Genomic DNA, 15700 nt, shown 5'->3' with positions numbered 1-15700 from the left:
CATCGTGGAACGCTGGGGCGTCCACGAGATCGAGCTGGCCGGGCCGGCCGGCGGCAACCCCTTCGCTGAGGTTCGCCTGTCTGCCCGCTACCAGTTCCGCAATCGCATCGTCGAGGCCGAGGGCTTCTACGACGGCGACGGCGTCTACCGCGTCCGGTTCATGCCGGACGCGGTGGGTCCGTGGAGCTACACCACCGTCAGTAACGTGACCGAGCTGGACGGCCTGTCCGGAGAGTTCTCCGTGACGGCCGCTTCTCCGGCCAACCATGGGCCCGTGCGGGCCGTGGGGATCGACTTCGAGTACGCGGACGGTACCCCGTACCTGCCGTTCGGGACGACCGCGTACCACTGGACGCACGACCTGGACGAGGAGCGCGAGCGCCAGACGCTGCGCACGCTCGCGGCCTCGCCGTTCAACAAGCTGCGCATGTGCGTGCTGCCGACCGGGCCCATGTCCCCGCCCGAGGTGCCGTTCGCCGGGCAGGATCCGGACGGTCTGGACAAGACCCGGTTCAACCCGGTGTTCTTCCGCCACCTGGAGGAGCGGGTCCGCGACCTGCGGGACCTCGGGGTGGAGGCGGACGTGATCCTCTTCCATCCGTACGACGGCGGCGTGCGCGGGGTGCAGGACATGGGGCGGGAGACCGACCACGCCTACCTGCGCCACGTCATCGCCCGCCTGGCCGCCTTCCGCAACGTGTGGTGGTCGGCGGCCAACGAGTACGACTTCAACCGGGCCAAGACCGTGGCCGACTGGGACGACATCCTGCGGACGATCCAGCGGCTGGACCCGTACGAGCATCTGCGCTCGATCCACAACGGGACCCGCATGTACGAGGTCGCGCCCGTCTACGACGGCAACAAGCCGTGGATCACCCACCAGAGCATCCAGCACTGGGACGCCACGCTGACGAGCGAGTGGCTGGCGGCCTGCGCCAAGCCGGTCGTGATCGACGAGATCTCCTACGAGGGGAACATCGGCAAGCGCTGGGGCAACGTCACCGGCGCCGAGCTGATGGACCGGTTCTGGGCCGGCATGTCCAGGGGCGGGTACGTCGGGCACGGCGAGTCCCTGGCCGGATTCCAGGAGCGGGCGTGGATCGGCAACGGCGGCGGTCTGTACGGCGAGAGCCCGACCAGGATCGCCTTCCTCCGCACGGTCATGGAGGACCGCCGCGACGGCGTCCAGCTCCGCTACCTGGGGCGGCGGCAACCGGCCCACGTCACCGTGGACCTCCCGCAGGACGGCGGCTACGGGGTCGAGCTGATCGACACCTGGAACATGACGATCGTCCCGTTGGACGGGGTGCACCGGGATCGGGTGCGGGTGGCGCTGCCGCGCCGGCCGTACCTGGCGCTGCGGATGACGAGAGTGTGAGGCCGATGATCACCGATTCGATGGGGACCACCGCGCTCGGCTGGCACCTGCAAGGTGCGAAGCGGCGCGCGCAGACCCTCGCCACGCTGGAGTCCGCGCCGTTCGACCGGGTGCGGATGGCGGCGTTCGCCACCCGGTGCACGCTCGACTCGCTGGAGGAGCGGGTGGGGGAGCTGGCGGAGATCGGCGTGACCGCCGAGCTGGTGCTCTTCCACCCGTCCGACGGGGTCGGCGACGTGGACGCGGCCGAACGGTACGTGGCGGAGGTGGTGCCGCGGCTGGCCGCGCATCCGAACGTGTGGTGGTCGCTGGCCGCCGATCCCGCCCGCTTCCCCTTCCTGACCGAGCACGACTGGGTACGCCTGGCCGCGCTGGTGGCCGAGCAGGACCCCGGTCACCACCCGCTGTCGATCACCGTGGAGGCGGGGTCGCCGCTGCTGTGGCGGCGCGGGTTCACGCACGGCAGCGTGCACGCGGGCAGCCCGCGGGACGCCTGGATGGCGACGCGCGAGCACCACCTGCCGGTCCTCATGGACATGTGCGGGTACGAGGGCGATGCCGGCGATCCCTGGCTGAGCCTGACGCCCGAGGAGGTGGTCGGCATGGCCTGGGACGGCGCCGCGCGCCGGCGGCCGGTGACCCACGGGGAGTCCTACGCGGACGACGAGGGGCTGACGTGGTCGGCGGACGGCGGCCTGCTCACCGGGGCGGCCGTGCCACGGCTGGCGCTGCTGCGGCGGATCGTCGCCGAGACGCCGGCCGCGGCTCGCTACCACGATCACGACGCTCCGCGGCTGGTGGCCGAGGGGTCCTACTACCTGGAGTTCTGCGGTGAGCATCGCTTTCCGCAGCGGGAGTACGACGTTCCCGAGGGGCGGTACGAGGTCGAGGTGATCGACACGTGGGAGATGACGGTCAGCTCGCTGGGGGTGCGGGAGGGCGGCGGGGTCATCGAGGTCCCGCTGCCCGGCACGACCGGGCAGGCCGTCCGGATCCGGCGGGTCCCGTGACGGCCGACGCCGCGAAACTGTTCGCGCACGGCGGCCCAGCGGACGGCCCAGTGGGCGGTCCAGTGGGCGGTCCAGCGGGCGACCTGCTGGACGGGCCGCTGGTCGTCATCGCCGAGCCTGGCGGGAAGGTCGTCGAGGTGGTGGCGGGCTCGGACGGGCCCGAGGTGCGGCTGCTGCGGCGCGACGCCGCCGGGCCGCACCTCCGGGCGCCGCTGCGTGGCCTGCTCACCGCCTCGGCGGGCCGCCCGTGGCGCATCGAGCCCGCCGAACCCGGCACCGTCCGCCTCCAGCAGGCCACGGTCGGCGCGGCGGACGCGGGCGGCGCGGAGTCCCCAGGCAGGGCGGAGGGCTCAGGCGCGGCGGAGGCTGGCGGGGCGGTGGTGGTGACGGCGCGGGCCGGGGCGTTGGGTGCGCGGCTTGAGCTGGCCTTCACCCAGGACGGCCTGCTCACCCTCACCACCACCTGGCGCAACGACTCCGACCACGAGATCACCGACGTGGCGGCGGGCCTCCTGCTCCCCCTGCCCGCCGACGACGCCCACGTGACCATGCCGGGCGTCCTCTACAACGGCAACCCCTCCTCCGACCCGGACCGCCGCGTCCCCCGCATCGGCGACCGGCCAGGCGACGGGTTCGTGTGCGAGGAGCACCGCCTGCCCGTCCCCGCCGTCAACGCCGCCTGGGACGACCGCTACGTCAGCCTCTTCGCCCACCCCGAGGCCACCCGCGCCGCGGACGGCACCGTGGCCTACGGATCCCTCGGCGTCGTCCGCGCCCCCGGGCTGACGGTGGCCGCCCTGACGGGGGTGATCGCGTTCGACGGGCAGCCGGACGTCTGTTACGTCAGCAAGGCGGAGGTGGCAAACGAGCCGATCGGCTACCGCGACCTGGCCCCGGGCGCGACGATCACCACCCAGCACACCCTCGACTGGGGCCCGGTCGAGGCGCGCGGCTTCGGCTTCAGGAAGCTCGTCGGCACGCAGCTCTACCGGGACGAGGGCGCCCGGCCGCTGTCCGCGGAGGACATCGTCCGCCTCAAGACGAACGCCATGGACGCGCGCTGGGCCGGCGACGGCTACCTCGCCTACGCCGGCACCCGCCACCGGCGCCCCCGTACGTACCTGTACGGGTGGACCGGCCAGTGCCTGAAGCTGGCCCGCTGCGACGCCCAGCTGGGCCTGGAGCGCGACGAGCCCGAACGGGTCGAGCGGGCCCGCCGCGCGGCGGACTTCTACGTCGAGGGCAGCGCGACGCCGGTACGCGGCCTGCGCCACGGCCGCTATCTGCTCGACGACGACCGATGGGAGATGTTCCGCAAGGACGACGCCGCCTTCGTCTCCAGCCGCGCGCACGGCGAGACGATCGCGGACCTGGCCGGGCTCGCCGTCCAGTTCAGGGACGCCGGGCTGGACGTGCCGCCGGCCTGGCAGGAGGCGGTGGAGGACGCCGCCGCGCTCTTCTGGCACACCAGGCTGCCCGAGGGCGTCGTCCCGCTCGGCTGGACCCCGCAGGGCACGCCGGTCTCGCAGATGATTAGCGCGGCGGGGATCGCGTGCGTGCAGGCCATGCTGGGCGCGTACCGGCTGAGCGGCGAGCGCGTGTGGCTGCTGCGCGCCGAGGAGGTGCTGAGCCGTTACCACCGGCTGCACGCGGCCACGTTCGAGCGGCCGTTCGCGCACGCCACCCTGGACGCCTCCGGTGAGGACAAGGAGGCCGGGATGTACTACTTCCTGGCCGCCTACGAGATGTACCGGCTGACGGGCAGGGAGCTGTACGCGCAGTGGGCGCAGGCGGCGGCCGACTGGCTGCTGACGTTCGTCTACGTGTGGTCGCCCGAGTTCGACGCGGGCAGCACGTTCGAGCGGCGCGGCTTCAAGGCGTGCGGCTGGCCGTCGGTCAGCGTGCAGAACCACCACCTCGACGTGTTCTTCCCGGCCTCCGAGCTGAAGGAGTTCGGCCTGGCGACCGGGCAAACCCGGTACGCGGAGCAGGCGGACCGCATCCTGCACGCCCTGGGCCAGGGCATCTGCCAGGAGCCCGGCGACTGGGGCTTCGACGTGCCCGGGGAGCAGGGCGAGGGGTTCTTCCAGACCAACTGGCAGCGCAAAGGCGAGGCGAACACCTGGAACCCGTCCTGGGTGATCGCACTGCCGCTCTACCACGCGCTGCGCATGAGGAAGGTGTCATGAACGAGGCAGAGGCCTGGCGCTACGCGGACGAGCTGCGGGAGCGGGTGCGCCCGCCGGAGTTCCCCGGCCGCTGGTTCGACGTGACGGACTTCGGCCCCGCGGACCTGTGGACCGGGGCCTTCCGCGCGGCGATCGAGGCGTGCCACGAGGCGGGCGGCGGTCACGTGCGGGTGCCGCCGGGGACGTACCTCACGGGTGCCATCCACCTGCTCAGCAACGTGGACCTGCACGTGGAGGCGGGCGCGACGATCCTGTTCAGCACGGATCCGTCCGACTTCCTGCCGGCCGTCTACACCCGGTTCTCGGCCATCGAGTGCTACAACTACTCCCCCTTCATCTACGCCTACGGCCAGGAGAACATCGCGATCACCGGTGCGGGGACGCTGGACGGCGGGGCCGGTCCTGAGCACTGGTGGCCGTGGGTGGGCACGCCGGAGTTCGGCTGGAAGCCCGGGACGCCGCACGAGGCCGGTGACTGGGACGTCCTGCAACGCATGGCCGCCGAGGGCGTGCCGGTCGAGGAGCGGGTGTTCGGGGCCGGTCACTACCTGCGGCCCAACATGATCCAGCCGTACCTGTGCCGGAACGTGCTGGTGGAGGGCGTACGGATCGTGCGCTCCCCCATGTGGGAGATCCATCCGGTCCGGTGCGAGAACGTACTGGTCAGGAACGTGTCGATCTACTCGCGCGGGCCCAACAACGACGGCTGCGACCCCGAGTCGTGCCGGTCTGTGGTGATCTCGGGGTGCGTGTTCGACGTCGGCGACGACTGCATCGCCATCAAGGCGGGGCGCGGGCCGGACGGGCGGCGGGTGGGGGTGCCGTGCGAGGACGTGCTGATCGAGGACTGCGACATGCGTTACCGGTACGGCTCTGTCGCGATCGGCACGGACACGACCGGCGGGATCCGGAACGTGTTCGTGCGCCGCTGCCGGTGGGGCGGCCCCGGTCTGTACTTCGGTCTGTACATCAAGACGAACTCGGTGCGCGGGGGGTTCGTGGAGAACGTCTTCGTGGCGGACGTGGAGATCAGCGAGCTCACCAAGGAGGCCGTCTCGATCGACCTCTACCACGGGGACGGGCACAACGGCGATGACCCGCCGCCGGTGCGCAACGTCCACGTCGCCGGGGTGCGGAGCGACCGCACGCGCAGCGCGTACCTGCTGCGGGGGTATCCCGAGCAGCCGCTGCGGGGGATCACGATCAGGGACAGCTCGTTCGCGCGGGTGCAGCGGGCGGACGTGGTCAGCGACGTCGAGGACCTGGCGGTCACGGGCGTCACGGTCGGCGAGCCGACGACCCGATAGCCCCCGCCGCCCACCGCCCGGACCGGGCGGCGGGCGGCGGGCTGGGCGGCCCGCCGGGGGCTTGGCGACCGGCCGGGGCTTGGCGACCTGGAGGTCAGTGCATCGGGGCCCAGACCGTCATGGGTCCGGCGCCGCGGTTGGCCCAGGCGTAGTACGGGACGAACGTGAGGTCGATCGGGCCCTCGTGCTCCGGTTCCAGCGGGGCGGCGGCGGTGCGGTAGGGGAAGCCGCCGTCGGCCTGCCGGTGCACGTGGGCCCGGCCGCGAGCCAGGACCGGCACCACCTCGGGGGGCAGGCCGGTGATCGGGGTGCCGTCGCGCAGGTCCGCGTCCGCCACGCACAGGTCGTCCACGATCACGCCGCGGTGGTCGGCCTGCTCCAGGCAGTAGACCAGCGGGCCGCGCTCGACCGCGACCTGGCCGCGGGCGACGTCCAGGCGGGGCACGGCGGCGGTCAGGCGGGGACGGACGGCGAGGTCCAGGGTGACCCGGTCACCGGGCCGCCACGTCCGCCGGACGCGGCGAAGCCCGCCAGGGTCGCCGGACCGCCCGTCCGCATTGCGCCCATCCCCGGCAGGCCGCCCCTCCGCGCCGGGCTGACCATGCGCCGCCCTCCCATCTCCGGCAGGCCGCCCCTCCGTGCCAGGCCCGTCCGCAGCGGTGCGCCCGCCGGCGGCGGTGCGGCCATGCGCGCCGGTGGGCGTGAGGGCCACGTCCGAGCTCTCGGCCCACGACGGGATGCGGAGCGTGAGCGTCCATGGCCGGTCGGGAGCCTCCCGGATCACGATCTCGACCCGGCCGCCCCACGGGTAGTCGGTCTCGACCTCCAGCAGGACGTCCCCCGACCGGATCACGCCCGGCGCGTACAGGTGGAGCTGGACGCCGTCCTCGTCCCGGGTGGCCATGTAGTGGTCGAGGGAGGAGAGCAGGCGCATGACGTTGGGCGGGCAGCACGCGGTGCCGTACCAGTCCTGGCGGCCACGGGCGGGCGCGCGCCGGTCGTCGGGGTTGGCGCCGGCGCGCACGCGCAGCGCGTTCACGTAGAAGAAGCGGTCCCCGCCGATCGAGATCCCGGGCAGGACGGCGTTGTAGAGGGTGCGTTCCATCAGGTCCGCGTAGGCGGGGTCGCCGGTGGCGAGGAGCATGCGCCACGACCACTGGACGCTGCCGATGGCGGCGCAGGTCTCGCAGTACGCGGTCTCGGGGGTCAGCTCGTGCGGGCCGCCGAACTGCTCGCCGTACCAGTTGGCGCCCAGCCCTCCGGTCAGGTACGTCTTGGCCGCCACCAGGTCGCGCCACTGATCGCCGAGCGCGGTCAGCAGTCCCAGGTCGGCCGTCTCGACGGCGACGTCCGTCGCCCCCGCGGCCAGGTACATCGCGCGTACCGCATGCCCTTCCACCGTGGTCGCCTCCCGCAGCGGGACGCGGTCCTGGCGGATGCCGGGCCCGTGGTGTCCCTTGAGCGGGAGCAACTCCCGCCCGCGGGTGGTGACCATGCGGGCGGCCAGCTCCAGGTACGGCCGGGCGCCGGTCTCCCGGTACAGCTCGGCCAGGCCCGTCTCCACCTCCGGATGCCCGTCGAGCGCGTCGTCCGACAGGTCCTTGACGAGGTGGTCGGCGAAGCGGGTGGCGACGTCGAGCAGCCTGCGGTCGCCGGTGGCGCGGCTGCCCGCGACGGCGGCCTGCATGAGGTGGCCCGCGCAGTAGAGCTCGTGGCTGGAGGCCAGGTCGAAGTAGCGCTCGCGGCCGGTGAGCTGGGTGTGGGTGTGCAAGTAGCCGTCAGGAGCCTGGGCGGCGGCGACCAGGGCGGCGGCCTCCGTGTACGACCGGGCCAGGCCGTCGTCGTCGGCCCTGCCGCGTTCCCAGGCCACGGCCTCCAGCCACTTGTAGACGTCGGAGTCGGCGAAGACCTTGCCGCGGTGCTCCCCTCCGGCACCGCGGGCGGTCAGCTCCAGGTTGGCGAAGGCGCCGGACTCGCGGATCCGTTCGCCGCCCAGCGGGATCGTGACCTCGCGGTTGACCCGCTGACGTGCGCCCCAGAAGCCGCCCTCGATCCGCCCTCCCGAGACGGGTCGCAGGGTCACCGCCGCCTCCGGGCGCGGCCGCACCACCGAATCATCGCTCATGCGGCCATCTTCCCTCAGCGGAACATATCCAACAAGATATGAATATTTATACACCTCTTGACGTCATGAGTGGGGCGAAGGAGGCTGAATGCGACATATATGCAGCAATGAATATTTATGCGAAGGGATGGAAATGCCGGAGATTCCCGACACGGTGTTGCTCGAAGAGCGGGCCGAGCTGGCGATGAACGCGGTGGCCGGGCTGCCGGACGACGATATGGGCGGCATTCCGTACTTCAGCGCCGATCTGCTGGCCCGCCCTGCGGTGCTGCGGCACGGCGACTGGGACTGGGGCTCCAGCCACGGCCGGCTGCTCGACGCCTGCCTGCTGGCCAGGCACATGACGGGCAAGAACACCTGGCGGGAGGTCGAGCGGGGCTTCCGTACCAGGCTCACCGGCTTCTTCGGCGCGGACGGGCTGAGCTACCGGCTGGCCCGCCCCGAGGTGGGCTGGCCGGCCAATGCCAACCTCATCGATCAGCGGGCCGTGCTGCTGTCGCTTACTACCTGGTTCGTCTCCGACGGCGACCCCGAGGCCAAGCGGCTGGTGGACCGGCACGTGGCCGCGCTCAAGCGGATCGCGATCAAGGAACGGGACGTGTGGTTCTACCCCGCCTCCGAGTACACCCCGGACGGCTGGCCCTCCCCCAACGCCGTCGCGCTGCACCTCGCCCCCGATCCGGCCTCGTTCAGCGGCCGGTTGATCATGCCGTTGCTGCGCTATCACCAGGCGACGGGCAATGAGGACGCGCTGGAGCTGTGCGGGTGGTTCGCGCGGCTGATCGTGCACAAGAGCGGGGTGTACAACGAGGACGGCAGCTTCAACGCGGCCCGCGCGTACCGCAGCGGCCACTTCCACACCCGCCTGGGGACGCTCGAAGGTCTCGCCCGGTACGCCGCGCACACCGGCGACCACGAGCTGACCGCGTTCGCCCGCCGCAGCTACGACTGGGCACTCGGCCAGGCCACCGCGTTCGGCTGGACCCCCGGCGACCTGTCCGACCAGCGGTACGAGCACGAGAGCTGCTCCCTGGTGGACCTCATCGGCACCGGCATCACGCTGGCCCGGTCGGGGCACACCGCCTACTGGGGCGTGGTCGAGCGGTTCCTGCGCAACCACCTCGCCGAGTCGCAGCTCCTCGATCTGAGCTGGGTCGAGTCCGCGCCCGACGCCTCGGGCGACGAGCCGGGCTGGACGACGCACGTACGGGTGGGCGAGCGCGTGCTCGGCGCCTTCGCCGGGTACGGCGCCCCCAACGACTACGTCTGCGACGTCGAGCTGGGCCGTGGCCACACCGCCGACGTGCAGGCGTGCTGCGTCGGCTCCGGCGTACGCGGCCTGTTCTGGGGCTGGAACTCCATCGTCACCGGCGACGAGCGGACGGTCTCGGTGAACCTGCTCCTCACCAGGGCCACCCGCCAGGTCACCGTGCTCAGTCACCTGCCGCACGAGGGGCGGGTGGACCTGGAGGTGCACGAGGACCTGGGCGAGCTGCGGCTCCGGGTGCCGAGCTGGGCCGGGTACGCCAAGATCCGCGTCACCCGCGACGGCGGCAGCGGCTCCTTCGACGGGACCCAGGCCGGGGCGTGGGCGCCGGACGGCTACCTGTCCATCCGCGCCCCGCGTCGCGGCGAGCGGGTCACGGTCACGTTCCCCGTCCCGGAGTCCACGAGCACCGAGGTCGCGGCGGGCCGCGAGTACCAGGTGCGCTGGCGCGGCGACGACGTGATCGGCATCAGCCCGGAGGGGACCGCGCGCCCGATGTACAGCGGGCGCAAGGTTCATCCCACCGCCCCACGCCGGGACTACGAGCTGTCCCGGCCCGCGAAGGAGTGGACATGGTGAAGGCGGAGACGCCCATGCCGGACGACTGGTCGCTGCCGGCGCCGCCCGCCGCCGCGACATTGCGCCCGTACGACCTGCGCTGCGAGCATCTCCGGACCCCGCTCGGCATCGGCACGCGCACACCCAGGCTGGCCTGGCGGCTGGCCTCCGACCGGCGCGGCGACGCCCCGACCGGCCACCGGATCCGGGTGCACGGGCCCGGCGGCGTCCTGGCCTGGGACAGCGGCTGGATCGACGGCCAGGACGTCAGTGCCGACTACGGGGGCGGGCCGCTGGCGTCGTTCGCCCGCTACACCTGGCAGGTCGAGGTGCGCGACGGCGAGTCCGCGCGGTCGTGGTTCGACACGGGGGTGCTGCACGCCGACGATTGGCGGGCGGCCTGGATCGCGCACGACCCCGAGACCGAGCCGCCGTTCGAGCCGCCCACGGACGGCCGCGAGCCCCGTACCGACCGCACGGCGCACCTGCCCGCGCCCCGCTGCTTCCGTCGCGTCGCCGACCTGCGCCCGGCGACCGCCGTCCGGATCGCCTGCACCGCACGCGGCCTGTACGAGCTGCGCGTCAACGGCCACCGCGTCGGCGACGGCGAGCTGACCCCGGGGTGGACCGACTACCGGCAGCGCATCCCGTACCAGGTCTACGACGTCACGGACCTGGCCGGGGACGGGCCGCTGTGCGTGGGGGCGGTGCTGGCGGACGGCTGGTGGTCGGGCAGCCTCGGCTGGGACGGCCGGCAGCAGGCCCAGCGCTACGGCCGGCACCCCCAGCTCTTCGCGCAGATCGTGGCCGAGCACGCGGACGGCTCCCGCACCGTGATCGGCACGGACGAGCGGTGGCGCGAGAGCAGCGGGCCGCTGCGCTACGCCGACCTGCTCATGGGCGAGTGGTACGACGCCCGCCTGGAGCACGACGGCTGGGACCTTCCGGGCTTCGACGACTCCTTCTGGGCTCCGGCGCGCGTCGCGGACACGGACCACGCCGTGCTCGTGCCGTCCGTCGCCGAGCCCGTACGGGTGACGCAGGACCTCGTACCCGCCGAGACCCGCGTGACCCCCGACGGCCGCACCATCGTGGACCTCGGCCAGAACATCGCCGGCCGCGTCCGCCTGACCCTGCGCGGCGCCGCGCGGGGCTCCCGTGTCACGCTCCGGCACGGCGAGGCGCTCACCGACGACGGCGACCTCTACACCGCCAACCTGCGCTCGGCCGAGGCCACCGACCACTATGTGGCGGCGGGGCGGGCGGAGGAGACGTTCGAGCCGCGCTTCACCGTGCACGGCTTCCGTTACGTCGAGGTCAGCGGGCACGCCGACGTCGAGGTCGCAGGCCGGGCGATGCACTCGGACACGCCGGTGGCGGGTGAGTTCTCCTGCTCGGACGCCATGGTGCGGCAGCTCATGAGCAACCTCCGATGGAGCCAGCGCGACAACTTCGTCTCCGTGCCGACCGACTGCCCGCAGCGCGACGAGCGGCTGGGCTGGACGGCGGACGCGCAGGTCTTCCTGCCCACGGCCTGCTACAACGCGGACGTGGCGGCGTTCTTCACCGGCTGGCTGGCCGACCTCCGCTGCGCGCAGACGGCCGAGGGCGCGGTGCCGGACGTGGTGCCGCACGTGATGACCGAACGCCACGGCACCCCGGCCTGGGGTGACGCCGCCACGATCGTGCCGTGGCACCTGTACGAGGTGTACGGGGACGAGCGGGTGCTGCGCGACAGCCTGCCCAGCATGCGCCGATGGGTGGACTACGTCGAACGCCACAATCCCGCCCTGATCTGGCGGAACCGGGTCGGCAGCCATTACGGCGACTGGCTGCAGGCGGGCGTGACCACCTCGCGCGACGTGCTCGCGACGGCGTACTTCGCGCTGAGCGCCGACCTGACCGCCAAGGCCGCCGCCGTGCTCGGCGACCCGTCCGCCGGGCGTTACGCGTCGTTGCGGGCGCGGATCGGGGAGGCGTTCGCGCGCGAGTTCGTGTCGCGGGACGGGCGGATCACGGGGGACACGCAGACCGGCTACCTGCTGGCGCTCGCGCACTCCCTGGTCCCCGGCGAGCTCGTGCCCGCCGCCGTCGGCCACCTGGTGGCCGACCTGGAGCGGCGGGGGCGGCGGCTGACGACCGGGTTCGCCGGGGTGGCGCTCCTCGGGCCCGTCCTGTCGGCGCACGGGCGCGCCGACCTGGCGTACGCGCTGCTGCACGACGACCGGTACCCGTCGTGGGGGTATTCGATCAAGCGGGGCGCGACCACCATCTGGGAGCGGTGGGACGGCTGGACGGAGGAGGCGGGCTTCGGTCCCGTCGCGATGAACTCCTTCAACCACTACGCGCTCGGCTCGGTCGGCGAGTGGCTCTACAGCGGCGTGGCCGGGCTGGGGCAGGAGTCCTCGTCCACCGGTTTCCGCCGCCCGGTCGTCCGGCCGCTGCCCGGCGGATCCCTGCGGTGGGCGTCGGCGGCCTACGACACGCCGCTGGGGCGGCTGAGCAGCCGGTGGGAGGTGGACGGGGGCACTCTGCGGCTGTCCGTGCGGGTCCCGCCTGGGGCGGTGGCGACCGTACACGTGCCCACCACGGACCCATCGTCGGTACGGGAGTCGGGCGCCCCAGTGGTGGACGCTGTGGGGGACGCTGTGATGGACGCGGCACCACCGCCCGTCGAGCGGGTCGGGGTCGCCGGCTCGGCGCTGGTGTGCCGGGTCGGGTCGGGCGTCTACGAGTTCACCGCCGCGTGGGAGCGCTGACGCGCGGCCGGACCGTGACGACGTGGGCCGCCGCCGCCGAAGCCCTGGGCGGCGGCGGCCTGCGTGACCTCACGGTCCGCAACGTCATCCGCGTCAGCGCCGCCGGAACGGACCTCCGGGTACGCCTGACCAACGCCTTCGGCACGCGGCCGGTGACGTTCGGGCACGTGTACGTGGGCGTGCCCCTGGCCGGGGCGGCGCTGGTAGCGGGGTCGAACCGGCTGGTGACGTTCGACGGACGACCGGAAGTGACGCTGCCACCGGGGACAACAGCACTTAGCGACTCCCTGCCGGACGCGATGGTGTGGGACGAGGTGGTACCGGACGCGATACGGCCGGACGCGATGCCGCCGGGCAGGATGCGCCCGGACGGGATGCGGCCGGACGGGTTGGGGCGGCGCGAGGCGGGACCGGGCGCGGTACCAGGCGCGGGACCGCGCAGCCGCCTCGCTGTGAGCCTCTATCTCAGGGGGTCATGCGACACGATCACCGGCCGCAACCGGGCCACGACTCCCGCCCGCCCGCCGGAGCCACCGTCCGCCCCCGCCTACCGGTCGATCCCCGGTGACCACGCGGCGGACGAGAGCGGGGACGCCTACGTTGGGGAGGCAGCGAGCTGGCACTGGCTGGACGCGGTGACACTCACCGCACCCACGGTCAGACCGGGTGCGGCGGCCGTATCGGGCGTGGTGGTGCTCGGTGTGGCGGTGCTCGGGGACTCGATCGCCATCGGGGTCGGGTCCGAGACCGGCCACGGCTGGCCTGACCTGCTGGCGGACCGGGCGCTCCTGGAGTCGTGGCCGCTGGCCGTGGCCAACGAGGGCGTCTCCGGCGGGCGAGTGCTCAGCGCGGGCACCGGGCGATCGGCCGAGGACCGGCTGGCCGCCGAGGTGCTGACCAAGCCGGGCATCGACACCGTCATCCTGGCGGCCGGCCTCAACGACCTCGGGGCGGGCGCGCGGGCGAAGGACCTGATCGCCGCCTTTCGCCGCATCGTGGCGAGCGCGCACGCGGCCGGGGTGCGCGTGGTAGGCGCCACCCTCACCCCGTTCGCTGGGGCCGAGTATCACACCCCCGGCGGCGAACGGGCTCGCCAGGCGGTGAACGCATTCGTCCGCGAGGACGGCGCGTTCGACGGGCTGGCCGACTTCGACGCGGCACTCCGCGACCCCGCGAACCCTGCCCGCCTGCTGCCCCGCCACGACTGCGGCGACCACCTCCACCCGAGCGCGGCAGGCCACCTGGCCATGGCTGCGGCGATCAACCAGCAGACGCTACGGCGAGACCAACCGGCCCCGGCCCCACCGCGAGCCAGTCAGCCCGGACGACCGAGGCCGAATCAGCCCGGATACTGAAGGGCTGGTTCTGGGCGGTGGACGCCTCGGGGGCGGTAGCCGAGGGTGTCGGAGATGCCGAGGTAGTCGGCGAGCAGCCAGGTGATGGCCAGCCACATCTCCGTACCCTGCAGCCCGGACGTACGGGCCGCGCCATCCCCCTGGGTCAGGGCGAAGCTGAGGCCCGTCCCGTCCTGCCAGCCGCCGAGCGCGCGGTCCAGGTGCTCCCTGGCCCACGCCTCGCCCTCCGCGCGCCGGTGCCGGGTCTGGCGGCCGGTCAGCCAGAGCGGGTGGATGACGTCCAGCACGTTGCAGGCGTTGCCGGTGTCAGGGCCGAAGTAGCGCGGGTCGCGGGCCTGGGTGAGGACGGTGTCCACGGCCCGCTCGGGATACGGCAGCGGCAGCCCGAACTGTGCGAACGTGCCCCTCGTCAGCCGGTAGAACCCGTTGACGACCTGCAGCCAGCCGGCGTCCCCGTCCGGCTCGCCCCACATGCCGTGGGCCTGACGGCAGCGGGTCAGCAGCCAGCCGTAGAGGGTCTCCAGGTTCTCCCCGCCTACGCCGAACCCGGCGAGGTTGCGATAGAGGCCGGTGCCGAACGCGTCCACCCACGACCCGGCCGTCCACGCGTTGCGCGCCCAGTCGAGGCCGTCGAGGGTGGCGACCAGGTCCCTCGGCGCGAGGTCGGAGACCGCCTTGATCGGGTGCGCGAAACCGGTGCCGAGCAGGTCGAGCGCGTACCCGACGGACAGGACGTGGTACGCGGCGACGCCCTCCAGTTCGAGCCGCCCGCCACCGTCCGGGCCGGGCCGGGCATCGCCGTCCGGGCCGGGCCGACCGCCGTCGTCCAGTCCGGCCCGACCGCCGCCGTCCGGGCCGGGACGCCCGCCGTTGGCCTTCCCCATCGCCGTCGGCAGGAGTTCGGGTGAGCCGGGGGCGCCTATCTCGGGGACCAGACCGGTCGCCGGGTCCTGGCGGTCGCGCAGGAACGCGACGATCTCCTCCCGGGCCGGGGTGGGCGGCGGGCCACCGAGCAGGAGGTCGGCGATCTCGACGGCGTCGGCCCAGGCGCGTACGGTCGGCTCGGCGCCGGGACGGTCCACGTACCGCTCGCCCGTCCAGCAGCGGGCGAGCACCTCCCCGGCCTGCTCCCTGGCACGGTCGGCGAAGGCGGCGAGCCGTCCCTCCAGGTCGCGCGGGGCGGAGCGGGGAGTGCGGCGGTCGCGGATCGGGCGGGCCGGATTGCCGGCCACCATCGCCCACGCGGGCACGTCCTTGGTGACGACAGAGCCCGCGCCGATGACGGCGTGGTCGCCGATCGTCACCCCGTCGAGCACGACGGCGTTCGAGCCGATCCACACGTCGTCCCCGATGCGGATGCCCCGGCTCGTGATGGGCTGGCGGAAGACCGGGCGGTCGGGCGCGGTGCCGTGGTTGAAGCCCAGCAGGGACGTGTGCGCCCCGATCCGCACGGCGTCGCCGAGCTCCACCCGCCCCCGCACCACCGCGTACGGGTTCACGGTGCAGTCCGCGCCCATGGAGACGTCGTCGGTGACGTAGGCGTGGGCGGCGATGTAGCAGAAGTCGCCCATCCGCAGCCGGTCGGTGGACACGGCGGCCAGCGGGGAGATGAACACCTTCCCTGCGGCGTCGAGGCCGATCGCGTCGCGCAGGGCGGCCAGGTGGCTCTCCTGCGCACGGCGGTCCTCCTCGGTCGCGTGGTCCCAGAACAGCCACGGGCGGAAGTCGAACTTGGACGGTTCTGTCATGCGA

9 protein-coding genes are annotated in these 15700 nt (G+C 73.3%); 7 read left to right on the top strand and 2 right to left on the bottom strand.

Annotated features, from left to right (window positions below):
• The first annotated feature begins 4 nt into the window (after positions 1 to 4).
• Genes ABEA43_RS06175 through ABEA43_RS06160 form a run of 4 tightly spaced genes read left to right on the top strand, consistent with a single transcriptional unit; the run spans position 5 to position 5884 of the window.
• Complete coding sequence (locus ABEA43_RS06175; RefSeq protein WP_345559585.1) at positions 5 to 1378, top strand: DUF5060 domain-containing protein; 1374 nt, start codon at positions 5 to 7, stop codon at positions 1376 to 1378.
• 5 nt (positions 1379 to 1383) lie between these two features.
• Entirely contained in the window at positions 1384 to 2388 is a 1005-nt protein-coding gene (locus ABEA43_RS06170) for a DUF5605 domain-containing protein (protein ID WP_345559583.1), read from the top strand.
• 50 nt (positions 2389 to 2438) lie between these two features.
• A complete protein-coding gene (locus tag ABEA43_RS06165) occupies positions 2439 to 4577 on the top strand; it encodes a hypothetical protein (protein WP_345559581.1) in 2139 nt (712 codons plus the stop codon).
• On the top strand, positions 4574 to 5884 hold the full coding sequence (locus ABEA43_RS06160; RefSeq protein ID WP_345559579.1) for a glycoside hydrolase family 28 protein: 1311 nt from the start codon (positions 4574 to 4576) through the stop codon (positions 5882 to 5884). Before ABEA43_RS06165 ends, ABEA43_RS06160 begins: the two co-directional genes overlap by 4 nt.
• 94 nt (positions 5885 to 5978) lie before the next feature.
• Here the strand turns inward: ABEA43_RS06160 and ABEA43_RS06155 are convergent, their stop codons facing one another.
• The gene (locus tag ABEA43_RS06155) at positions 5979 to 8009 is read right to left on the bottom strand and encodes a glycoside hydrolase family 127 protein (protein WP_345559578.1); all 2031 of its coding nucleotides are present in this window, start codon (positions 8007 to 8009) and stop codon (positions 5979 to 5981) included.
• A 133-nt stretch (positions 8010 to 8142) separates the two neighbouring features.
• On the opposite strand from ABEA43_RS06155, the gene ABEA43_RS06150 reads away from it, so the two are divergent.
• Genes ABEA43_RS06150 through ABEA43_RS06140 form a run of 3 tightly spaced genes read left to right on the top strand, consistent with a single transcriptional unit; the run spans position 8143 to position 13948 of the window.
• Positions 8143 to 9855, top strand: a complete 1713-nt coding sequence (locus ABEA43_RS06150) for a glycoside hydrolase family protein (RefSeq protein WP_345559576.1) — start codon at positions 8143 to 8145, stop codon at positions 9853 to 9855.
• On the top strand, positions 9849 to 12593 hold the full coding sequence (locus ABEA43_RS06145; protein ID WP_345559574.1) for an alpha-L-rhamnosidase: 2745 nt from the start codon (positions 9849 to 9851) through the stop codon (positions 12591 to 12593). Before ABEA43_RS06150 ends, ABEA43_RS06145 begins: the two co-directional genes overlap by 7 nt.
• Positions 12581 to 13948: a GDSL-type esterase/lipase family protein gene (locus tag ABEA43_RS06140; protein WP_345559572.1), complete on the top strand. Its 1368-nt coding sequence runs from the start codon at positions 12581 to 12583 to the stop codon at positions 13946 to 13948. The genes ABEA43_RS06145 and ABEA43_RS06140 overlap by 13 nt, the downstream gene beginning before the upstream one ends.
• Here the strand turns inward: ABEA43_RS06140 and ABEA43_RS06135 are convergent.
• On the bottom strand, positions 13933 to 15696 hold the full coding sequence (locus ABEA43_RS06135) for an acyltransferase (RefSeq protein WP_345559570.1): 1764 nt from the start codon (positions 15694 to 15696) through the stop codon (positions 13933 to 13935). The genes ABEA43_RS06140 and ABEA43_RS06135 overlap by 16 nt on opposite strands.
• Positions 15697 to 15700 lie beyond the last annotated feature (4 nt).

The organism is Nonomuraea rosea, assembly GCF_039539705.1.
Classification (GTDB): Bacteria; Actinomycetota; Actinomycetes; order Streptosporangiales; family Streptosporangiaceae; genus Nonomuraea; species Nonomuraea rosea.
Note: the sequence above shows the minus strand (reverse complement) of the source record. Positions and strands in the feature narration are given on the sequence as shown.